Consider the following 21,570-nt stretch of genomic DNA (forward strand, 5'->3'; position numbering starts at 1 on the left):
TGGATGTCGACTGACACTACGCCTTCGCGAGCAAGCCCGCTCCCACAAGGGGCCTGCGTTATTTCCAGATAAGGAGCCTTCATGCGAATCGGACTAGTCGGCTATGGCAAGGGTGGGCGGTTCTTTCATGCGCCACTCATCAGCAGTCTGCCCGGCGCTACGTTCGTCGGCGTGGTGACCCGCTCCGCCGAGCGGCGCCAGCAATTGGCAACCGACCACCCCGGCGTCCAGGCCTTCGACAGCCTGGCGCAACTGGTGGCGGCCGGCGTCGATGCGGTGGTGGTGTCAACGCCGCTGGAGGCCCGTCCGGCCGTGGTGATGGAAGCCATCGAGCACGGCGTGGCGGTGGTCAGCGACAAGCCTTTTGCCCTTGACTCCGCCCAGGCCGAAGCGATGGTGCTGGCCGCCGAACGCCGCAACGTGCCGTTGAGCGTGTACCAGAACCGTCGCTGGGATTCGGATTTCCTGACCGTGCGCAAATTGCTCGCGTCCGGCGCCCTGGGTCAGGTCATTCGCTTTGAGTCCAGCGTAGAGCGTTACTCGCCGACCTCGGTGGGCAAAGGCAGCGGCGGGGGATTCCTGCGTGACCTGGGCAGCCATCTGGTGGACCAGGCGCTGCAGTTGTTCGGGCCGGTGATACGGGTTTATGCCGAGCTGGATTATCGACAGCCGGGCCAGGCGTTCGATAACGGTTTCTTCCTTTCACTGACCCATGCCGGTGGCGTCATTTCCCACTTGAGCGGTAATTGCGTGCAAAACGCTCCACGCCCACGTTTCCGGGTCAGCGGCAGCGAAGGCTGCTATACCGTCGAAGGCCTCGACGGGCAGGAAGCCTTGGCATTGGCGGGGCGGAGCCCAGCCACCGAAGGCGAACGCTGGGGCGCCGAGGAGCACCGGCGCTGGGGTTGGTTCGAGCACGGTGCCGAGCGCGAACGTGTGGCCTCGGAGCGCGGTTGCTGGCTGGAGTTCTATCAGCGCCTCCAGGCCGCGTTGCAGGGCGACGGCCTTCTGCCGGTGGCGGCCCGCGATGCCTTGGCCACGACGCGTATCCTGGACGCTGCCAGGCAAAGTGCGGAGCAAGGCGAGGTGGTGTGTTTATCAGCGCCTGTAGGACATGGAACAAAAAACGAATAAAATTCTAAAATGAGTTGATATGGAAAATATTTTCCAATAAAGTCGATTCCAGGTTACCGACAACCCTGTCCGCGTTTATCCAGGCCTGCCCTGGATGGACGAAGGACGAAACAAAAACAAGAAACACAGCCAGGTACCGTCGATGAAAACCTTCAACCGCTCTGCGTTTCACTTGCCACCGTCCTTGCGCCTGTCCGCAATTCTTCCCTTGTTTGAATCCCTGTGCATCCAGCGCAAGGGCGCCGTGGTGTGCTGCATGCCCGGCGCCCCGATCGTGCGTTTGCCGCGTTCCTGAAGTCCGTCACGCCTTATCCATAAAACAAACAAAAAAGTGGAGAAAGAACGTTCATGAACACCAAGACTCGCATTGCCTCGCTGGCCCTGTCATTGATGTTCGCCAGCGGCGCTGCCCTGGCGGACCTGAAGATCGGCGTCAGCATGTCTCAGTTCGATGACACCTGGTTGACCTACCTGCGCGAATCCATGGACAAGAAGGCCAAGTCCCTGCCGGACGGCGTCACGCTGCAGTTCGAAGACGCGCGCAGCGACGTGGTCAAGCAACTGAGCCAGGTGGAAAGCTTCATCAGCCAGAAGGTCGACGCGCTCATCGTCAACCCGGTGGACACCGCCGCGACCCAGCGCATCACCAAGGCCGCCGTGGCCGCCGGTATCCCGCTGGTGTACGTCAACCGCCGTCCGGACGATCCGAAGTTGCCGCAAGGCGTGGTCACCGTGGCCTCGGATGACCTGGAAGCCGGGCGCATGCAGATGCAATACCTGGCCGACAAGATGGGCGGCAAGGGCGACATCGTGATCCTGCTGGGCGATTTGGCGAACAACTCCACCACCAACCGCACCAAGGGCGTCAAGGAAATCCTCGCCAAATACCCGGGCATCAAGATCGAACAGGAACAGACCGGCACCTGGTCCCGGGACAAGGGCATGACCCTGGTCAACGACTGGCTGACCCAAGGCCGTGAATTCAACGCGGTGGTGTCCAACAACGACGAGATGGCCATCGGCGCCGCCATGGCCCTCAAGCAAGCGGGCACCAAGAAGGGCAGCGTGTTGATTGCCGGGGTCGACGGCACGCCGGACGGCTTGAACGCCATCAAGAAAGGCGACATGGCGGTCTCGGTGTTCCAGGACGCCAAGGGCCAGGCCGATGGCTCCATCGACACGGCGGTGAAAATGGCCAAGGGCGAGAAAATGGAATCCGTCGTGGTGCCGTATCGCCTGATCACGCCGGAGAACGTCGACCAGTTCAAGTGACGCTGCGCCTGGCCCACCACAACAATAAGCAGGCAAGGTCGCCGCGCCGACCTTGCCGAGGGAGTACCTGACCATGTTCGCATCTGCGACTGCTTCGAGCGCCCCGGCGGCAACCTTCCGGCCGGACGTATTACCCGACGAACCGTACCTGTTGGAGGTCGTCAACGTCAGCAAGGGCTTTCCCGGCGTGGTGGCGTTGTCCGACGTGCAATTGCGGGTGCGTCCCGGCTCGGTGCTGGCCCTGATGGGCGAAAACGGCGCAGGCAAATCCACCTTGATGAAGATCATCGCCGGCATCTACCAGCCGGACGCCGGCGAGCTGCGCTTGCGCGGCAAGCCCGTCACCTTCGATACGCCCCTGGCGGCGTTACAGGCCGGGATTGCGATGATCCACCAGGAACTGAACCTGATGCCGCACATGAGCATCGCCGAGAACATCTGGATCGGCCGTGAACAGCTCAACGGCCTGCACATGGTCGACCACGGTGAAATGCATCGCTGCACCGCCCGGTTGTTGGAGCGCTTGCGCATCAAGCTCGACCCGGAGGAGCAGGTGGGCAACCTGAGTATCGCCGAGCGGCAGATGGTGGAGATCGCCAAGGCGGTCTCGTACGACTCCGACATCCTGATCATGGACGAGCCGACCTCGGCCATCACCGAGACCGAAGTCGCCCACCTGTTCTCGATCATCGCCGACCTCAAGGCCCAGGGTAAGGGCATCATCTACATCACCCACAAAATGAACGAAGTGTTCGCCATCGCTGATGAAGTGGCGGTGTTTCGCGACGGCGCCTACATCGGCCTGCAACGGGCCGACAGCATGGACGGCGACAGTCTGATTTCGATGATGGTCGGACGCGAACTGAGCCAGTTGTTCCCGGTGCGTGACAAGCCCATCGGTGACTTGGTCCTGTCGGTTCGCGACCTGAGCCTGGACGGCATTTTCAAAGGCGTGTCGTTCGACCTGCATGCCGGGGAAATCCTTGGCATCGCCGGGCTGATGGGCTCGGGCCGGACCAACGTTGCCGAGGCGATCTTCGGCGTGACCCCGAGTACCGGCGGCGAGATCCTGCTGGACGGCCAGCCGGTGCGCATCACCGACCCGCACATGGCGATCGAGAAGGGCTTCGCGCTGTTGACCGAGGACCGCAAGCTCAGTGGCCTGTTCCCGTGCCTGTCGGTGCTGGAGAACATGGAAATGGCCGTGCTGCCCCATTACGTCGGCAACGGCTTCATCCAGCAGAAAGCCCTGCGGGCGCTGTGCGAAGACATGTGCAAGAAGCTGCGGGTCAAGACGCCTTCCCTGGAGCAGTGCATCGACACCTTGTCCGGCGGCAACCAGCAGAAGGCCTTGCTGGCGCGCTGGTTGATGACCAACCCGCGCATCCTGATCCTCGACGAGCCGACCCGCGGCATCGACGTCGGCGCCAAGGCCGAGATCTACCGGCTCATTGCCTACCTCGCCAGTGAAGGCATGGCGGTGATCATGATTTCTTCGGAGTTGCCGGAAGTGCTGGGTATGAGCGACCGCGTCATGGTCATGCACGAAGGCGACCTGATGGGCACCCTCGACCGCAGCGAAGCCACCCAGGAACGCGTCATGCAACTGGCGTCGGGCCTGTCCTGATGGCCGTCAGTCCAGATAAAAAAGGTAAATGGCTATGAACGCAATATTGGAAAACAAACCCGCGGCCGCACCGGCCAGGACGCGTCGGCGGTTGCCGACGGAACTGAGCATCTTCCTGGTGCTGATTGGCATCGGCCTGGTGTTCGAGCTGTTCGGCTGGATCATGCGCGACCAGAGCTTCCTGATGAACTCCCAGCGCCTGGTGCTGATGATCCTGCAGGTGTCGATCATCGGCTTGCTGGCCATTGGCGTGACCCAGGTGATCATTACCACCGGCATCGACCTGTCATCGGGCTCGGTGCTGGCCCTGTCGGCGATGATCGCCGCCAGCCTGGCCCAGACCTCCGATTTCGCCCGGGCGGTGTTCCCCTCCCTGACTGACCTGCCCGTGTGGATCCCGGTGGTGGCGGGGCTCGGCGTAGGGCTGCTGGCGGGGGCGATCAACGGCAGTATCATTGCCGTGACCGGCATCCCGCCGTTCATTGCCACCCTCGGCATGATGGTCTCGGCTCGTGGCCTGGCGCGCTACTACACCGAAGGCCAGCCGGTGAGCATGTTGTCCGATTCGTACACGGCCATCGGCCATGGCGCGATGCCGGTGATCATCTTCCTGGTGGTGGCGGTGATCTTCCACATTGCCCTGCGCTACACCAAGTACGGCAAGTACACCTATGCCATTGGCGGTAACATGCAGGCGGCGCGAACGTCGGGCATCAACGTCAAGCGTCACCTGGTGATTGTCTACAGCATCGCCGGGCTGCTGGCGGGGCTGGCCGGTGTGGTGGCATCAGCGCGGGCGGCGACCGGGCAGGCGGGCATGGGCATGTCGTATGAGCTGGACGCGATTGCCGCGGCGGTGATCGGCGGCACCAGCCTCGCCGGTGGGGTGGGGCGCATCACCGGGACGGTGATTGGCGCGTTGATCCTCGGGGTCATGGCCAGCGGCTTCACCTTCGTCGGTGTCGATGCGTACATCCAGGACATCATCAAAGGCTTGATCATCGTGGTCGCGGTGGTGATCGATCAGTACCGCAACAAGCGCAAGCTAAAACGTTAACGCCCGCTTGATGCGACAAAGCGCCACGCCTGACCCGCGTGGCGCTGCCATTTGTCTTCTTAGTACAGCCATTGCAGCGAATTTCTTGTTATAAACGCACTTCGACGGCTGGCAGAGGCCCGTTAAACGGCATTTGAAGCACTTGTCGGACATTTTCCCCATGTTTTCGGTTGCTGACGCCCCAACTCGGCCTTAGACTGCCGCCCCTCGTAAATTGAGTGCCGGGTGGCGCTTGGAATAGACGGCGCCTTTCCGATGAGCGTGGCCGCTTGATGCGGGACGCTCCATAATTCGCCTTAATGCACGTTTTTTTATAGAGAAATCAATGACAAAGGAAAAGTTGCTGGCCATGCCGGCGGATGACTACATGAATGCCGAGCAACTGGCTTACTTCACCAAGCTGTTGCAGAACATGAAAGTCGAAACCCACGAGCGCATCGAACAGAACCGAATCGCCATTGAAAGCCTGGACAGCCCGGCCGACCCGGCGGACGCTGCTTCCGTAGAAGAAGAGCGAACCTGGCTGGTCAACGCCATCGATCGCGACCAACGCATGCTGCCGCAACTGGAGCAGGCCCTGGACCGCATCAACGATGAAAGCTTCGGCTGGTGCGATGACAGCGGCGAGCCTATCGGCCTCAAGCGCCTGCTGATCAGCCCGACCACCAAATATTGCATCGAAGCTCAAGAACGCCACGAGCAGATCGACAAGCACCAACGTCAGGCCTGATCCCCGTTTCTGGAAAAGATCGCAGCCCTTCATCCGAAGCTGCGATCTTTTTGCTTTCTGATCTTCACGCTTCTTGATCTGTAGCCGAAAACACGACTAATGGACCATGGATAATGGCTCGGTAGTGGCGTTTAATGCTGGCATAACAACGAGAAATGTGGGTGACGAAAAATGGCGACAGACGGATCTCTGGCGGCGACAGCGTCGGCCTCGGTGCCTGTGGCGCGCGGTACGGCGCGCTGGCTGGCGCCGACGTTGCAAAGCCTGGCGCTGGTTGTGTTGCTGTGCGGCGTGACGTTGGGCGGGTGGCCGTTGTACCTGGGCCTGCCCCTGGCAATGCTCATTGTCTGGTTGCCACGCCTGCGCTCGCGCCTGGCCAATGTGCCGGCACAAGCGGCAAACGACAGCCTGGCCGAGCTGACCCGCGACCTCTCCTATACCACCAGCCATAACGCGCTGTCCGCGGCTGGAGTGGCCTATTCCGTCAAGCAGTTGGCCGGCAAGGTCCAGTCGCAACTGGGTGCCGCCGCGCAGATCGTCAGCAATGCCGAATCGATGATCGCCACCGAACAGGCCACCTCGCAGCTCAGCCAACAGGCCTTGGGGGCGGCCAGCGAGGCTCATCGCAGCAGCGTGGCCGGGCGCAGCGAACTGGTGGAATCCATCAGTCGCATGCATCAGCTCAGCCAGCGCGCCAATGAAAGTCGTGAACTGATCGAAGCGCTGAGCGTGCGCAGCGATGAAATCCAGCGCGTGAGCCTGGTCATCCAGTCGATTGCCAGCCAGACCAATCTGCTGGCCCTCAACGCCGCCATCGAGGCAGCGCGGGCCGGTGAACATGGTCGTGGCTTCGCGGTGGTGGCCGATGAGGTGCGCGGCCTGGCCGGGCGCACCGCCGCGGCGACCGGCGAGGTCGGCGTGATGGTGGCGGACATCCAGCAGCGCACCGCGCAAGTCGTCGAGCAGATCCGTCAGTTGGCCGGCGACCTGGACAGCGGCGTGCAGCAAGTCGAGCACACGGGCCAGCACCTGGAAAATATCGCCCGCCTGGCGGCTGGCGTCGAAACCCAGGTCAGCGCCATCGCCCAAGGCACCGACACCAATCGCGAACAACTGGACAGCCTGTTCCATGCCATCGAGCAGATGCGGGGTGACCTGGCCATCAGCGACCAGCAGACCCAGCGTCTGGCCGAAGCGGCCGTGCAGATGGAGGGCCAGGCCGAAACCATCAGCGAGCGCCTGGCCGAGGTGGGCCTGGACGATTATCACCAACGGGTTTATGACTTGGCCCGAGAAGGGGCTAGCCGGATTGCCGCGCAATTCGAGGCGGACATCGACCAGGGCCGCATCAGTCTGGACGATCTGTTCGACCGAAACTACCAACCCATCCCCAATACCCATCCAGCCAAGTTCCAGACGCGTTTCGACCACTACACCGACCAGGTGCTGCCGGCGATCCAGGAACCGTTGCTGGCTCGACATGAAGGACTGGTGTTTGCGATTGCCTGCACCCAGCAAGGCTACGTGCCAACCCACAACAACGCGTTCTGCCAGCCGCTGACGGGCGATCCCCAGGTGGACACGCTGAGCAACCGCACCAAGCGCAAGTTCTCCGACCGCACCGGGATTCGCTGTGGCAGTCACCAGCAGCCGGTGCTGCTGCAAACCTACACCCGGGACACCGGTGAGCTGATGCATGACCTGTCGGTGCCGATCATGCTCAAGGGGCGTCATTGGGGTGGGTTGCGGTTGGGCTACAAGCCCGAGAAGCCGCGCTGAGCCTGATCACCGGCAATATGACTAACCTGTGGCGAGGGGATTTATCCCCGCTGGGGTGCGCAGCGCCCCTAATAGCTATCGCTGCGCTACGTCAGGGGGCTGCATTCCGGTTTTTCGAGGGGTTGCTCTGCAGCCCAGCGGGGATAAATCCCCTCGCCACAAAAACTTAACTGTCGTTGGCTCATGTAGGGGTTATTTCCCGTCGTGCAGGCGCACGTTCAACTGGTCCACCAATACCGCCTCTTCACCGTCGGCAAGCAGCCACTCCCGAAGCAGGTCTTGTTGCTGATCTGACCAGAAGGGCGCATCGACCAGCTTGGTATTCGGGTCCAGCGGGTGCGCCATGATGAAATCGTCGATGGCTGTGCCGTCCGAGGGCAGGCCGAGTTGGTCAAACAGGGTTTTGAGCTCGTGGGATGGTTGTTCCATTTTGTAGGACTCCTCTGGACTGCCGCCGTCATGGCGCCTCGGTTGCTTCCTTCTATCTGAGGCAAGCAGTCGTCAGGAGTTCGATCGGTTTCAAGCTTTCAGCGCACCTTCGTCGATGGCGCGCTTGAGGGCCTTCGCCGCTTCCCTGGCTGCCTGGGCGGCAACTTCAGGAGTCTTGAACCAGCGATCCTTTTCCACCTGGTGGCAGGTGATGGCGGTCAACGGTGGTTTGGCGCGCATGACAATCACCGCCTGGAATTCGCCTTCGACCTCTCTGGCCTCGCCTCGAATAAAAAAATCACCGATATCAAGTTCCGTCACGTCGCGCTTCCCTTCTTCTTCTGCGAAGACCGCCAATGAGTGGCGGTCTTTTTTGGGCAGCCAGTATGGCAGCACTTGTCGTGGCACGGCTGAGTTAAGTCATGGACGGCTGATAAATGAGCTCAAGCGCGCTGTTCGAGGCTTCTGGCCAGATGGCAGGCTTCGTTGTGATCGGCGCGGAAACCTCTTACACGTCCAGTCGATGTTTCTTCGATGTGAAAAAAACACCTGCCGGCAAGGACAACCCTGTAACGCGGCTGGACCAACGCAATGGGCAGATAATCGCCATCGTCAGCAGCCCCACGGGCTTGGGCAATACTGGGGGTAACAGGGCGGATCAGGGTAGTGGAAGTTGCCATGCGAATTCCTTTTCTATGGTTTACCGACGAATTGCCGGTTATTTCGAGTAGTCTGCGCGCCATCGGCTGCTCTAGAATCGACTACACCGTGGGGGCGGCTGTGCTATCTAAAGCAATTTTTTTTGGCCTCGATGTCAGAAAAAAGCTTTTTTAAGTGAGAAATTTCCCTAAAGTTAGTAGTCCCACCTTTTCCGATGGTCAGAGTGGCGTTTTCCTTCAGCCTCTGGTGACCGCCGGGAAAGACAGCGAGAGCGACAATCCTTTAGTCTTTTCTCGCCCCGGGCCTGGGCGCGCCGTTCACTTCGAATTCAACTACCGGTCATTGCGACCGTGCGGGTTCTCGTGGTCCATCCTCCAAGGGTGGCCGTATAAAGATGGGGATGTTTCCTTGGCAGTAAGTAATCTCGACATGCATGCGTTATTTGTACTGGGTGATCTGCGGGCAAAGCTGGTTAAGCTATTCCAGTCACGTTTTGTCTACATCACCGAACAGACCGCCGAAGGCATCTATGTTGCCGAAATCGATACTGAGTCGGCATTGGTGGTTGATGACAAGCCGCGGCTCGAGCTCAAGGTTGGTGATCATTTCCGCGCGGCAGTGTTGCCAAGCCGCGAGGGCGGCAAGTTTGAAATCAGGTTTCGTGAAATCAAATTGACTGTCTATGGCCTTGGCGATTATGCCTTCGTCACGACGGCCGACGGCCACGCCATCCTCTTCAAGGAAGGCCACAGCGTGGTCACCGTATTTGCCGCCAATGAACAATTGCAGGAAGGCTTGACCAAGACCCTGAAAGCGGTCACCGCCAAGGCTGCCAAATGGCGCAAAGGTGAACTTGTGACATTCAAGGCCAGTGAGTAACAAGTGATCGTTGGTATAAGAAATGATGAATCGGGTTGATTGGCCTTCGCCCTTTCCCTGTTCGTGACAGTTTTAAAGGCTCTTGCCGGAACCTTGGCTACAGTCAATTGACTGAACTATTCAGAGGCTTGCGTCTGGTTCGCCAGTCCGTTCGGTTTATTGCTGTGTTCGGCATGAGGTATCAAGCATGAAGCGAGTTCGACAGTGGTTGGCTGCCTGGGCCACCCTCGGTGTGTTGGTTTCACCCCTTCCGACGTCTGCTGCATCGGCGCCGATCCATTTCGCCGACCTGAACTGGGAAAGCGGCAGCCTGATCACCGATATGCTGCGAATCATTGTTGAAAAAGGCTACGGTCTATCGACCGACACGCTGCCGGGGACGACCATCACTCTGGAAACCGCCCTGGCCAACAACGACATCCAAGTGATCGGTGAAGAATGGGCCGGTCGCAGTCCGGTGTGGGTCAAGGCCGAGGCCGAGGGCAAAGTGGTTGCCCTGGGCGATACCGTCAAAGGCGCGACCGAAGGCTGGTGGGTGCCGGAATACGTCATCAAGGGCGATCCGGCCAAGGGCATCAAGCCCCTGGCGCCGGACTTGCGCAGCGTCGAGGACCTGGCGCGCTACAAGCACGTATTCAAGGACCCGGAAAGTCCCGACAAGGGCCGCTTTCTCAACAGCCCCATCGGCTGGACGTCCGAGGTGGTCAATAAACAGAAGCTCAAGGCCTACGGCCTTTCCGACAGCTACGTGAATTTCCGCAGCGGTTCCGGCGCCGCGCTCGACGCGGAAATCACCTCTTCGATCCGCCGTGGCAAGCCCATCCTGTTTTACTACTGGTCCCCCACGCCGTTGCTCGGGCGATTCAAGCTGGTGCAACTGCAAGAACCGCCGTTCGATGCCGAGGCCTGGAAAACCCTGACCGATGCCGATAACCCCAATCCGAAACCGACCCGGTCGCTGGCGTCGAAGCTGTCGATTGGTGTGTCCGCGCCGTTCCAGCAGCAACACCCGGACATCGCCGAGTTTTTCAGCAAGGTCGACCTGCCCATCGAGCCGCTGAACAAGGCCCTGGCCGACATGAGCGAGAACCGCACGCCGTCCCGCGAGGCCGCCGAGGCATTCCTCAAGGCCCATCCTCAGGTCTGGCAGGCCTGGGTCCCCAAGGAAGTCGCCGACAAGGTTTCCGCCGGGCTGTAGCGAGCTCCTGCGCCAGTCCGTTGAACAGTTGATCCTGGGCAAGTCGTCATTCGCTGGAAACTGGCAATCTTTGCCGGTCCAGCGAAATGCCAAATTCGAGCTAGGCTTTGTACGAAAAGTCGCCGAGCGGCGATCAGGCAAGGCGAAAACAGGCGAGGAAGCGGAGTTTACGGGTTGTAAATGAGCATTCCGAGCCTGTTTTCAACGCAGCATGATCGTCGCGCAGGCACTTGTCGTATAAAGCCTAGGATGAATGTTCAATCTTATTCAGGAGGCTGGCGAATGACGCTTTTATTGGCTCGGTCGCTGGTCGCAGTCTTTGCGACCATCAGCTTGATTCATTTGTATTGGGCGCTGGGGGGCCGCTGGGCTGCTTCAGCGGTCGTGCCGCAGGTTGCGGTGAAGCAGGGCGGTACGCTGCAACCGGCTTTCAACCCATCGGGTTGGCTGACGCTGTTGGTGGCCCTCGCGCTGTTGATGATCGCGGTGCTGGTGTGCCTGCGGGTCGGGTTGATCGCGCCGCCCGTGACCCACCGCGCCTTGCAATGGTTGATCAGCGCAATTGCCTTGCTGATGTTCGCCCGCGCCATCGGCGAGTCGAACCTGGTGGGCTTCTTCAAGGAGGTCAAGGATTCGACGTTTGCCCGGCTCGATACTTGGGTGTACTCGCCGTTATGCGTCGTGTTGGGGGCAGGGTTGCTGGCGGTGGCGTGGGCTTGAGCGCGTGCAGATAATCGCAAGTCCCGTGGCGAGGGAGCAAGCTCCCTCGCCACAAATGCTGTACTGGCTCGAGATGTTTGTCAGTCGGTACGGCGGCTGCTCACCTCCGCCGGCACATCATCCCCGGCCATGCGCTTGCGGAACAACGCCGCCCGGGCCAGCAGCAGGGTGGTCACCGGTACGGTGATGGACAGCAGGATCGGTATCAGCCAGGCATGCAGCACCGGCCCGGACTTGAGCGCCGAAAAGTAGATGATCGAGGCTAGCGCCACGCACCAGGTGCCCAGTGTCGAAGCCAGGGCGGGCGGGTGCATGCGCTGGAAGTAGTCCTTCAAGCGCACCAGTCCGATGGCGCCGACCAGGGCGAGCAGGCTGCCGGACACCAGCAGGATCGCCACCGGGATTTGCACCCACATCGACAATTCCCCGGTCATTCGATCACCTCGCCACGCAACAGGAACTTGGCCAGCGCGAACGAGCCGACGAAGCCGAACAGGGCGATCAACAACGCCGCCTCGAAATAGGTATCGCTGGCATAACGAATCCCCAGCACCAGCATCATCAGCATCGCGATGATGTACAGATAGTCCAGGGCCAGGACCCGATCCTGTGCCGAAGGGCCCTTGAACAGGCGCACCAGGGTCAGGACCATGGTCAGCGAGAACAGGAACAGGCTCAGCAGGATCGCGTTGGACAGCAGCGGGCTCATTCGAAAATCTCCATCAACGGGCGCTCATAGGTGGACTTGAAGTGCGCGATGAACGCCGCCTCGTCCTCCAGATCGAACACATGCATCAACAAGAGGCTGCGATCGAGCGCCAACTCCGACCAGACTGTCCCGGGAATCACCGTGGCGATCATCGCGAGTGCCGCCAGGCCGTTGGCATCGTGCAGGTCCAGCGGCACCTTGATGAACCGTGAGCGAGGCGGGCGGCGTCCCGCGTTGATTACGCCCCAGGCCACCGCCAGGTTGGAAGCCAGTACGTCGCGGCCCACCAGCAGGAACAGCCGCAGCATGACCCACGGTCGACGGATACGGATGGGGCGCGGTCGCAGCGGTCGCATCATCAATGGTGCGAGGAAACCCAGCGCCGCGCCCAGCAACAGATGGCCGGCGCTGAGGGACAGGTTCAACAACAGCCAGAGCAACCACAACGCCAGGGACAGCCAGGGTGCGGGAAACAGGCGCTTCATGGCTGCACCGCCTGTAATGGCGCGCTGGCTGGCGGGTTGGGGACGGCGCGGGTAGCCAGCACCGCCATCACATAGTGTTCAGGCGCGTTCAACGCATCGGCGGCGGATTGGGTGTAGCGCAGCAACGGCTCGGCCTTGAAACTCAGCACGATGCCCAGGCCCAGCAGCGCGATGATCGGCACGCATTCGAAAGGTCGCAGCAGTGGCGAAGGTCGCTCTTGCGGCGTCCAGAAGCGCTGGATGCCCAAGCGCGAGAAAGCGATCAGCGAAGCAAACCCGGAAAGAATCAGCAATGCCAGCAGGCCCCACGCCTGATTGGACACCGGCACATCACCGCTCGCCCCAAGCCCTCCGGGATTGAGCAGCGCGCTGAGCAGGCTCAGTTTGCCGATGAAGCCCGACAGCGGCGGCATGCCGATAATCAGCAGCGCACAGGCGATGAAGCTCAGGCCCAGGAACGCCATGGTCCAGGGAATCACCTGGCCGACCACGGCTTTCTGCTCGTCATCGAGGTTGCTGCCCTTGGGTGGCTGCAGCGACTCAAGCGGTCGCGGCAGGCTATCGAGGTCATCTTCAAGCGCCAAGTCATTGGCCGAGCGCGATCGCTCGATCAACTCGGCCAGCAGGAACATTGCGCACAGCGCCAGGGTCGAGCTCACCAGATAGAACAGCGCCGCGCCCACCAGGTTGGGTTGGGCGAAACCGATGGCCGACAACAGGATGCCGGCCGAGACCAGGATGCTCAGGCTGGCCATGCGCTCCAGGCGCTGGGCCGCGAGAATCGCAATCGCCGCGCAGGTGATCGTCGCGATGCCGCCGTAGACCAGCCAATCGGCACCAAAATACGCCGAGGCGCCGGCCTGCCCGGAGAACAGCAAGGTCCACAGACGCAGGATCGTGTAGACACCGACCTTGGTCATGATCGCAAACAACGCCGCCACCGGTGCACTGGCCGCGCTGTAGGCCGGCACCAGCCAGAAATTCAGCGGCCACATGCCGGCCTTGGCCAGGAACGCCACGGCCAGGATCGCCGCGCCGGCGTGCAGCAGGCCCCGGTCGGCTTCCGGCACCAGCGGGATTTTCAGCGCCAGGTCCGCCATGTTCAGCGTGCCGGTGACGCCGTAGATCAGGGCCGCGCCAATCAGGAACAGCGACGAAGCCAGCAAATTGATCGAGATGTAATGCAGCCCCGACGAGACCCGTGCCCGGCCCGAGCCGTGCAGCATCAGGCCATAGGACGCCGCCAGCAGCACCTCGAAGAACACGAACAGGTTGAACAGGTCCGCCGTCAGGAACGCCCCGTACAGGCCCATCAATTGAATCTGGAACAGCGCGTGGAAACTCGCCCCGGCCCGGTCCCAGCGGGCCATGGCGAACAGCAGGGCGCAGGCCCCGATGATGCCGGTCAGCACCAGCATCAGGGCTGAGAGACGATCGACCACCAGCACGATGCCGAACGGCGCCTGCCAGTTACCCGGCAGGTAGACGCCGATGGAGGCGGGCAAGGGCTGGTCCTGGGTCCAGGCCAGCAACAGCACGGCGATGCCCAGGCCCAGCAGCGTGGAAAACAGATTGATCCGCGCCTTGAGCGGTCGATGTTTCTCGCCGAGCATCAGCATCAACGCGGCGGTCAGCAACGGAAGCAGGATGGGCGCGGCGATCAAGTGAGGTGTCAACATCATTCCCTGGGCTCCCGGCCGTCCACATGGTCGGTGCCGGTCAGTCCCCGCGACGCGAGCAAGACGACGAGGAACAGCGCGGTCATGGCGAAGCTGATCACGATGGCGGTCAGCACCAGCGCCTGGGGCAGCGGATCGGTGTAGTGCAGCAGGTTCTGCGGTACGCCGTCCTTGATGATCGGTTCCTTGCCGATGAACAGGCTGCCCATGCTGAAAATGAACAGGTTGACGCCGTAGGACAACAGGCACAGGCCCATCACCACCTGGAACGTCCGTGGGCGCAGCACCAGCCAGACACCGGAGGCGGCCAGCACGCCAATTGCAATCGCGATGACTTCTTCCATCAGGCGTTGGCTCCTTTGAGCGGGGCTACGGGCCTGGCGTGCAGGCCCGGTTTATGGGCTCGCACCGATTGGTGGGCCAGGGCGGTGAGAATCAACAGTGTGGAACCGACCACCACGGCGTAGACGCCAATGTCGAAGAACAGCGCGCTCGCCAAGTGAATATCACCCAGCAACGGCAGTTCGAAATGCCAGGTGTGCGTGGTCAGGAACGGATAACCCACCGCCATCGCCCCCAGGCCCGTGGCAGTGGCGAAAAACAGCCCGGTGCCCATCCAGCGCAGCGGTCGCAGGCTCATCTGGGCCTCGACCCATTGGGTGCCGGCGACCATGTATTGCAGGATGAACGCCACCGACATCACCAGGCCGGCGACGAAGCCACCGCCGGGTTGGTTGTGGCCGCGCATGAACAGGTAGAACGACACCACCAGGGCGATCGGCAGCAGCAGGCGCACCAGCACCGACGGCACCATCATGAAGCCCAGCGCGGTGTCGCTGGCGTGGCGCGGGTTGACCAGGTCGGTGACCACGTCCGGCGCCAGCAGGCGCTGTTGCGCCGGGAGTTGCATGCTTTCCTTGGGCGGTCGAAAACGCCGCAGCAGGGCGAACACCGCCAGGGCCACCGCCACCAGCACGGTGATTTCCCCGAGCGTGTCGAAGCCACGGAAGTCCACCAGCATGACATTCACCACGTTGCTGCCGCCGCCTTCGGGCAGGGCCCGGCTCAGGTAGAACGATGAAATGTCGTTGGGCGTCTGGCGCGTCAGCATCGCATAGGACAACAGCGCCATGCCGCCACCCACCGCGACGGACAGCAACAAGTCCCGCAGGCGCCGGACCCGCGCCCGGCGTTCGCTGTTGGGCAGGGGAGACACGTCCTCGATTCGCCGTGGCAGCCAGCGCAGGCCCAAGAGGATCAGTACCGTGGTGACCACTTCCACCACCAATTGAGTCAAGGCCAGGTCCGGAGCCGAGAACCAGACGAAGGTCACGCACGTCATCAAGCCGCAGACACTGACCATCGTCAGCGCCGCGAGACGGTGATACTTGGCCTGCCAAGCGGCACCCAGGGCGCAGCCAATCGCCAGCACCCACAGGACGACGAACACCACGGAACCGGGGATTTTCGGCCGATCGCCCCAGACCAGCGTGCTGTTCATCATCGGAATCAGCCCGGCCAATACCGCCGCCAATACCAGCCAGAACAACTGGGCTTGCAGGCGCCGCGTGCTGATCTTGCGTTCCAGGCGCCGACCCTGGCGCATCATCAACACCAGGCAGCGCTCGAACAAGCGCTTGCCGCTGAGGCGACCGATCAACGGCGGATGCTTGATGCGGCCTTGCTTGAATTGTTTGCGCAGCAACAGGTACAGGACGATGCCGCCGGACATTGCCACCAGGCTCATGATCATCGGCGCGTTCAGGCCATGCCAGATTGCGAGGCTGTACTCGGGCAGCGGGCCGCCCACCACCGGCAGTGCGGCGGCGGCCAGCAACGAGCCCACCACCTGGGCAGGAAAGATGCCCACCAGCAGGCACGTGAACACCAGCAGTTCCACTGGCGCGCGCATCCAGCGTGGCGGTTCGTGGGGTGTCAGGGGCAGGTCGGTGGCGGTCGGACCGAAGAACACATCCACGGTGAAGCGCAGGGAGTAGGCGACGCTGAAGGTCCCGGCGATGGTGGCGATGATCGGCAGCGCCAGCTCGACCCAGGCCGTGGCGGAAATGAACACGGTCTCGGCGAAGAACATTTCCTTGGAAAGGAAGCCATTGAGCAGCGGCACCCCGGCCATCGCCGCGCTGGCAACCATCGCCAGGGTGGCGGTGAACGGGATCAGCCGCACCAGGCCGCTGAGCTTGCGGATGTCCCGGGTGCCACTCTCATGGTCGATGATGCCGGCGGCCATGAACAGCGAAGCCTTGAAGGTGGCGTGATTGAGGATATGAAACACCGCCGCCACCGCCGCCAGTGGACTGTTCAGACCGAGCAGCAAGGTGATCAACCCGAGGTGGCTGATGGTCGAATAGGCGAGGAGGCCCTTGAGGTCGTTCTGGAACATCGCGCAATAAGCGCCCAGCACCAGCGTGCACGCCCCGGCCCCGCCGACGATGTAGAACCATTCTTCACTGCCTGACAGAGACGGCCACAACCGCGCAAGCAGGAAGACGCCGGCCTTGACCATGGTCGCCGAGTGCAGGTACGCCGACACGGGCGTGGGTGCGGCCATGGCGTGGGGTAGCCAGAAATGAAAAGGGAATTGAGCGCTTTTGCTCAGCGCACCGATCAGGATCAGCGGCAGCAGAATGGGGTAGAGGGCGTGGTCACGGATCAGGTTGCCGGCGGCCAGGACCTTGTCCAGGTCATAGCTGCCCACCACATGGCCGAGCAGCATCACCCCGGCCAACAGGCACAGCCCGCCGGCGCCGGTCACCATCAAGGCCATATAGGCACCGCGTCGAGCGTCAGCGCGGTGATGCCAATAGCCGATCAGCAAGAATGAAAACAGGCTGGTCAGCTCCCAGAAAAACACTATCTGGATCAGGTTGCCGGAAATCACCAGGCCGAGCATGGCGCCCATGAACGCCAGGAAAAACGCGAAGAAACGCGGCACCGGATCGTCCGGCGACATGTAGTAGCGAGCGTACAACGACACCAGCGTGCCGATGCCCAGCACCAACAGCGAAAACAGCCAGGCGAAGCCGTCCAGGCGCAGCACGAAATCCAGGCCCAGGCTCGGCAGCCAGTCATAGTGCTCGCGAATCACGCCGCCGTCGGCGATCTGCGGGTACCACAAGGCCACCTGTATCGTGCCGAACAGGGCCACGAGGCCGGCCAGCAGGGATTCGGCGTTACGGGCGTTATGCGGCAACAGCGCCGCGACACAGCTGCCGATGAAGGGCAAAAGCAATAGAACTATCAGTGACATAGGTTTCTATTCGGCAAAGGTTGTCCGGGATCATACGTGGCGTATTCCCGATCACCAACCGCGAGGGTGTCGCAGAATCCTACAAGTTAGATGGATTTTCCTATTTAGGGTTGTTTCGGTCAGTGGCGGGCTGTGGGGATTGGTCGCGGATATCGAAGCGCTCTTAGCCCAAAAACGGAATCCGGGTGCGGTACCTATGTACCGCACCCGGGCATCGCTCCATCGCCATGCTGCGCCATACAGAAAAGGAGAACTGTATGGCAAAGGAAACATCTGGAGATGGATCGGACGGCTCTGTCGTCATCCGGCCGGGACGTCCTTCATCGGGCGGCGGTTCCGGGGGCGGCTATGGCGGCGGCTTCGGGGGAAACCGCGTCGGCGCGACAGGCGGCCCAAGGCGTTCAGCCAAGGGGATGGCAAAGAGGCGGCAAGCTACGCTCAAACGCCAGGCCGAAGCAGCGAAAGCCGCTGCGAAAGCCAAGGCCGACGCTGCAAACGCCAAGGCCGCTGCGGCCGCGAAGGCTAAAGAGCAGGCGCGTCAACAGGCGTTGGCAACCATGGTGCAGCGCCACACCACCACCCGGGCCGAGGTGGATCGAAACTTCGCGAGCAAACGGTCACAACTCGACGCCGCGTTGCAAAAAGAAATCTCGGCTGCAAAACGACCGCCCACCTCGAACTCAACCGAGCGCTGGCTGCTTTACACCATTACCAAGGAAAAAAATGAGATTGACGGGCTGATCGCCCGCAAGTCCCAAGAATTCAACGCGAAGAATCTCGCCGCCCGTGTCTTTGACGGACAGGATCCGCTGTCCCGTTCGGTCGATGACTACCGCGCGCGACTGGATCAATTCGGTGCCGCGCTGGATGACGGTCACCGACTCTGGGAACAGGCTTACGTCGCAGGCCAAGAAGCTCGGTTGCTTTCCGAGCAAATCAAGGCCTTGAGCGAAAAATCCAACGCCCTGGCCAGGCACCATGCCGAGCAAACTGTCGTTTGGCGTGAACGGGACGCGGTCAGTGAACGCCAGCGGCAATACGCTGAGCAACGGGCGGAGCGCATCCGCTTCAAGCAGCAAGTTGACGAAAGCACTCGATACCAGCGTTTCAAGCAAGCGCATACCCTGAGCGTGCCCACCTCAGCCCTGGCCGCAGGTGGGATGGTCCTGACTCGCGAGACGGTTTTCGTTGCCCAGCAAGCCGCAGCGATACTGGAGAAATCCATCGAGGCCGGCGTCGCGGAACTCATGGCCTATGGACGGATCCTGGCCCGCACGGGACCGGTCTTCATCACGGCCATGGTTTATTCGCCGGTGCTGGGCGACGCTGAACTGACACCGGAACAGCGCAGGCGCCTCTTTCAAGGAGTTGGGATACCCGCGCAGGCCTTGGGCCTTGCAGACGACCAGGCGTTGCAGCGCGCGGCCGATGCCGGTGGCTCGGTTGAAGTGGCCTACAGGCTCAAGCCTGAAACCACGGCGCAAGGTACCGCTATCCATGCCGCCAGCGTTGGCGAGGGCATTGGCGCGCGGGTGCCGGTCATCAACGCCGCGCTCGACCCGTTGACCGGTCTGTACAACGCTGAAGTGCCCGGCTTTCCAACACGGCATTTGCAATTCACTGCCGACACGATTACGCAGGCTGCCCCCGAAAGCCCGCCTGGGATGACGTTGCCGGCGGTCCAGGTACAAACCCTGCCCGTGGGCGTGGACCTGCGCATCCAGGACTGCATCGTCTGCGTGCCTGGCATGCCGCCGACCTACTTCTCTTTCGAAGCGCCACCGTTGGGCTCGGGGATCGTCACCGGCACTGGCAAACCGGCAGCGAACGATTGGTGGAACGGTGCTAGCCAGGCACAAGGCGCGGCCATCCCCGAGCCCATCGGCCACTCGATGCGGGCGCAGGAGATCAAGTCGTTCAGCGCCTTCGACCAGGCGTTATGGCGCACGCTCGCCGAGCATCCGACGCGGTGGGCAAACACAGACGAGATCAACCAGAAACGCATCGAACGCGGCTTTGCGCCCTATGCGCCGAAAAGCACATGGGTGGGTGAGCGTCGCGAATTCGAACTGCGTTACCAGGAGCGGGCGGAGCTGGGCGAAAACCCATTCAACCTCGACCGCATCAGCGTTACCACGCCCAACAGCCTGCATGGCAGGCCGGGCATCGTCCCGGCGGTCATCCCCTGGCCGGCGCCTCCCATCGGCCACGGTACCCGAACGCCTTTGGTTCCGCCGGGCATCGAACAGCTCGGCCCGACCACTCTGCCGGTCACGCCACCGCTTTCGCAGGAATATCCCGGCAAACCCGTAGTCCCCGTCCTACCGGAAAACGAGACGTTTCCGGCTGTCGATCCGGTGCAGGCCGGTGCGAGTATTCCCGGGTACCCGGGGGATATGGAGTTGCCCTCGCCGGGGTTGGTGTTTGCCGGCCCTCCAGTGGAACCCTTGGAGGTGGGGCCGTATAACGAGCTCAGTGGCCGAAGCAGAGGGGATGGGTTGGATATTGATCACATACCGTCTAGGAAGGCGCTGAAGGCCTATATTCATATGAACTATAAAGATATGAGGCCCTTGGAAATCCGGGATGCCCTCCGACAGGCGCCGTGTATTGCCGTTCCTTCAAGTGTTCATCGGAAATTCAGTGAGACGTATGGTGGGCGCAACAGTTTGGAGAAAAGCATGAATGACGCTGCGGATCTGGAGGCGGCGGTGAACAGTAATTTGGCAGCGCTTAAGCCGGGGCTTATTGAGTCTGGAGCGTCAGAGTCAGATATAGATGCCGCCCTGAAATCGTTGCATGAACTGCATAAAAAACAAGGGTGGTATTGATGAAAGCTTTTGAACTTGAAGTGCTAATTGAACGTATTGGACGTCAACACGAGATGTTGGTAAACGAGGGCATATTGCCCGATCAATCATTGACCGAAATTTTTGAAGGGGACGATCAACTTTGGCTTGAACCCGAACCGGGTATAGATCTGGGTTTCTGGCGGGAGACGGGCAGGTTCGAGACGCTTTTCGTTTCACTCATACGAACCACACCCTCGACGAAGGAGTATAAAGGCGAGCTTCCTGCTCCCTATGTGTCGGAAATGACCCAGGCGGATGTTCATGCGATTTTCGGGGAGCCGATGGCATCGAAAGGCCCCATACAAATGCCAGTGCCGATAGGGATGACCGGGGGGTGGGATTCGTACCCGTTGGACCCAGAACTGTATCCCGGTAAAAAGGTTGTTTTTCAATATACCCAGGATGTGAGAGTGAAAACCTTGGTCTTCACTTTGATAGATAAAGGGCACCTTTGATCAGGTGATGAGTGCGTTGCATCACTTTTTCCGCAGCGCTTAAACCGGGACTTGTCCAGTCAGGTTTTTCGGAGGCGGAGCTAAATGCAGCTCAGAAATCACTACATGACCTTCATAAAAAACAAGGATGGTATTAATGAAGAAAGTTGAGCTTGAAGAGCTTATTGGAAGTATTGGAAGTAGTCATGAGACCTTGATAAGTCGGGGGCTCCTGCCGGATTGGCAGTTGATTGAAATGTATGAAGGTCGGGATCGATTGGGGTTTAAGCCAGAGCTTGGTATCAATATGGACTTCTGGCGAGAGACGAAAAAACTTGAAACCCTTTTCATTACGCTCAGAAAAACCACACCTTCAACATCTGCATATCAGGGCGAGCTTCCCGCCCCCTATGTTCGGGAGATGACACAAGCTGATGTGCACGCGATTTTTGGCGAGCCGATGGTATCAAAAGGTCCCATTAAAATGCCGCTACCGATCGGGCAGACAGGAGGGTGGGAGTCCTACCAACTGGATCCAGAGCGGTATTTTGGTAAAAAGGTTGTATTTCAATATGGCGTTGATATGAAAGTAAATACCTTGGTTTTTACCTTGCTAGATACAGGTCACTCTTGAGGTAACTTAGCTTGTATGGACAAG

22 protein-coding genes are annotated in these 21,570 nt (G+C 60.9%); 13 read left to right on the top strand and 9 right to left on the bottom strand.

The features are described 5' to 3' along the window. Window positions 1–81: 81 nt before the first annotated feature. The 7 genes from Q7C33_RS12845 to Q7C33_RS12875 all read left to right on the top strand — a co-directional run bounded on the left by Q7C33_RS12845 (window position 82) and on the right by Q7C33_RS12875 (window position 7,599). On the top strand, window positions 82–1,134 hold the full coding sequence (locus tag Q7C33_RS12845; RefSeq protein ID WP_407683497.1) for a Gfo/Idh/MocA family protein: 1,053 nt from the start codon (window positions 82–84) through the stop codon (window positions 1,132–1,134). 142 nt (window positions 1,135–1,276) lie between these two features. Beyond that, on the top strand, window positions 1,277–1,429 hold the full coding sequence (locus tag Q7C33_RS12850; RefSeq protein ID WP_187293342.1) for a hypothetical protein: 153 nt from the start codon (window positions 1,277–1,279) through the stop codon (window positions 1,427–1,429). 53 nt (window positions 1,430–1,482) lie between these two features. Continuing rightward, entirely contained in the window at window positions 1,483–2,406 is a 924-nt protein-coding gene (locus Q7C33_RS12855; RefSeq protein ID WP_030141283.1) for a sugar ABC transporter substrate-binding protein, read from the top strand. Window positions 2,407–2,479: 73 nt separating this feature from the next. Continuing rightward, window positions 2,480–4,033: a sugar ABC transporter ATP-binding protein gene (locus tag Q7C33_RS12860; RefSeq protein WP_249875175.1), complete on the top strand. Its 1,554-nt coding sequence runs from the start codon at window positions 2,480–2,482 to the stop codon at window positions 4,031–4,033. A gap of 34 nt (window positions 4,034–4,067) precedes the next feature. Continuing rightward, window positions 4,068–5,090: an ABC transporter permease gene (locus Q7C33_RS12865; protein ID WP_030141285.1), complete on the top strand. Its 1,023-nt coding sequence runs from the start codon at window positions 4,068–4,070 to the stop codon at window positions 5,088–5,090. Window positions 5,091–5,415: 325 nt separating this feature from the next. Further along, window positions 5,416–5,820 (top strand): TraR/DksA family transcriptional regulator, encoded by a 405-nt coding sequence (locus Q7C33_RS12870; protein ID WP_030141286.1) that lies wholly within the window; start codon window positions 5,416–5,418, stop codon window positions 5,818–5,820. Window positions 5,821–5,991: 171 nt separating this feature from the next. Beyond that, complete coding sequence (locus Q7C33_RS12875; protein ID WP_407683498.1) at window positions 5,992–7,599, top strand: methyl-accepting chemotaxis protein; 1,608 nt, start codon at window positions 5,992–5,994, stop codon at window positions 7,597–7,599. Window positions 7,600–7,791: 192 nt separating this feature from the next. On the opposite strand, the gene Q7C33_RS12880 is transcribed toward Q7C33_RS12875, so the two are convergent. The 3 genes from Q7C33_RS12880 to Q7C33_RS12890 form a co-directional block, all read right to left on the bottom strand. Next, window positions 7,792–8,028, bottom strand: coding sequence for a DUF2789 family protein (locus Q7C33_RS12880; RefSeq protein ID WP_030141288.1), 237 nt, complete (start codon window positions 8,026–8,028; stop codon window positions 7,792–7,794). 90 nt (window positions 8,029–8,118) lie between these two features. Beyond that, the gene (locus Q7C33_RS12885) at window positions 8,119–8,349 is read right to left on the bottom strand and encodes a hypothetical protein (protein WP_181290429.1); all 231 of its coding nucleotides are present in this window, start codon (window positions 8,347–8,349) and stop codon (window positions 8,119–8,121) included. 122 nt (window positions 8,350–8,471) lie between these two features. Further along, complete coding sequence (locus tag Q7C33_RS12890) at window positions 8,472–8,708, bottom strand: hypothetical protein (protein WP_148290004.1); 237 nt, start codon at window positions 8,706–8,708, stop codon at window positions 8,472–8,474. Window positions 8,709–9,117: 409 nt separating this feature from the next. Between Q7C33_RS12890 and Q7C33_RS12895 the strand changes: the two genes are divergently transcribed. The 3 genes from Q7C33_RS12895 to Q7C33_RS12905 all read left to right on the top strand — a co-directional run bounded on the left by Q7C33_RS12895 (window position 9,118) and on the right by Q7C33_RS12905 (window position 11,485). Further along, on the top strand, window positions 9,118–9,567 hold the full coding sequence (locus Q7C33_RS12895) for a hypothetical protein (protein ID WP_217861986.1): 450 nt from the start codon (window positions 9,118–9,120) through the stop codon (window positions 9,565–9,567). Window positions 9,568–9,754: 187 nt separating this feature from the next. Continuing rightward, window positions 9,755–10,765: an ABC transporter substrate-binding protein gene (locus Q7C33_RS12900; RefSeq protein WP_030141290.1), complete on the top strand. Its 1,011-nt coding sequence runs from the start codon at window positions 9,755–9,757 to the stop codon at window positions 10,763–10,765. A gap of 282 nt (window positions 10,766–11,047) precedes the next feature. Further along, on the top strand, window positions 11,048–11,485 hold the full coding sequence (locus Q7C33_RS12905; RefSeq protein ID WP_030141291.1) for a DUF3995 domain-containing protein: 438 nt from the start codon (window positions 11,048–11,050) through the stop codon (window positions 11,483–11,485). A gap of 80 nt (window positions 11,486–11,565) precedes the next feature. On the opposite strand, the gene Q7C33_RS12910 is transcribed toward Q7C33_RS12905, so the two are convergent. Genes Q7C33_RS12910 through Q7C33_RS12935 form a run of 6 tightly spaced genes read right to left on the bottom strand, consistent with a single transcriptional unit; the run spans window position 11,566 to window position 17,626 of the window. Beyond that, a complete protein-coding gene (locus Q7C33_RS12910) occupies window positions 11,566–11,919 on the bottom strand; it encodes a Na+/H+ antiporter subunit G (protein ID WP_198797451.1) in 354 nt (117 codons plus the stop codon). Beyond that, window positions 11,916–12,194: a K+/H+ antiporter subunit F gene (locus Q7C33_RS12915; protein WP_030141293.1), complete on the bottom strand. Its 279-nt coding sequence runs from the start codon at window positions 12,192–12,194 to the stop codon at window positions 11,916–11,918. Before Q7C33_RS12915 ends, Q7C33_RS12910 begins: the two co-directional genes overlap by 4 nt. Beyond that, the gene (locus Q7C33_RS12920) at window positions 12,191–12,679 is read right to left on the bottom strand and encodes a Na+/H+ antiporter subunit E (protein ID WP_198797452.1); all 489 of its coding nucleotides are present in this window, start codon (window positions 12,677–12,679) and stop codon (window positions 12,191–12,193) included. The genes Q7C33_RS12915 and Q7C33_RS12920 overlap by 4 nt, the downstream gene beginning before the upstream one ends. Beyond that, window positions 12,676–14,361: a monovalent cation/H+ antiporter subunit D gene (locus tag Q7C33_RS12925; protein ID WP_030141295.1), complete on the bottom strand. Its 1,686-nt coding sequence runs from the start codon at window positions 14,359–14,361 to the stop codon at window positions 12,676–12,678. Before Q7C33_RS12925 ends, Q7C33_RS12920 begins: the two co-directional genes overlap by 4 nt. After that, window positions 14,358–14,702: a Na+/H+ antiporter subunit C gene (locus Q7C33_RS12930; RefSeq protein WP_030141296.1), complete on the bottom strand. Its 345-nt coding sequence runs from the start codon at window positions 14,700–14,702 to the stop codon at window positions 14,358–14,360. Before Q7C33_RS12930 ends, Q7C33_RS12925 begins: the two co-directional genes overlap by 4 nt. Continuing rightward, window positions 14,702–17,626, bottom strand: a complete 2,925-nt coding sequence (locus Q7C33_RS12935) for a monovalent cation/H+ antiporter subunit A (RefSeq protein WP_407683499.1) — start codon at window positions 17,624–17,626, stop codon at window positions 14,702–14,704. The genes Q7C33_RS12930 and Q7C33_RS12935 overlap by 1 nt, the downstream gene beginning before the upstream one ends. Before the next feature lie 257 nt (window positions 17,627–17,883). Between Q7C33_RS12935 and Q7C33_RS12940 the strand changes: the two genes are divergently transcribed. The 3 genes from Q7C33_RS12940 (at window position 17,884) to Q7C33_RS12950 (ending at window position 21,546) form a co-directional block, all read left to right on the top strand. Beyond that, a complete protein-coding gene (locus tag Q7C33_RS12940) occupies window positions 17,884–20,457 on the top strand; it encodes an S-type pyocin domain-containing protein (protein ID WP_407683500.1) in 2,574 nt (857 codons plus the stop codon). Next, window positions 20,457–20,933: a DUF6392 family protein gene (locus Q7C33_RS12945; RefSeq protein WP_198797455.1), complete on the top strand. Its 477-nt coding sequence runs from the start codon at window positions 20,457–20,459 to the stop codon at window positions 20,931–20,933. Before Q7C33_RS12940 ends, Q7C33_RS12945 begins: the two co-directional genes overlap by 1 nt. Before the next feature lie 136 nt (window positions 20,934–21,069). Further along, window positions 21,070–21,546 (top strand): DUF6392 family protein, encoded by a 477-nt coding sequence (locus Q7C33_RS12950; protein WP_198797456.1) that lies wholly within the window; start codon window positions 21,070–21,072, stop codon window positions 21,544–21,546. The last annotated feature ends 24 nt before the right edge of the window (window positions 21,547–21,570 follow it).

Source organism: Pseudomonas sp. BP11-1-1, from assembly GCF_052112105.1.
GTDB lineage: Bacteria > Pseudomonadota > Gammaproteobacteria > Pseudomonadales > Pseudomonadaceae > Aquipseudomonas > Aquipseudomonas alvandae.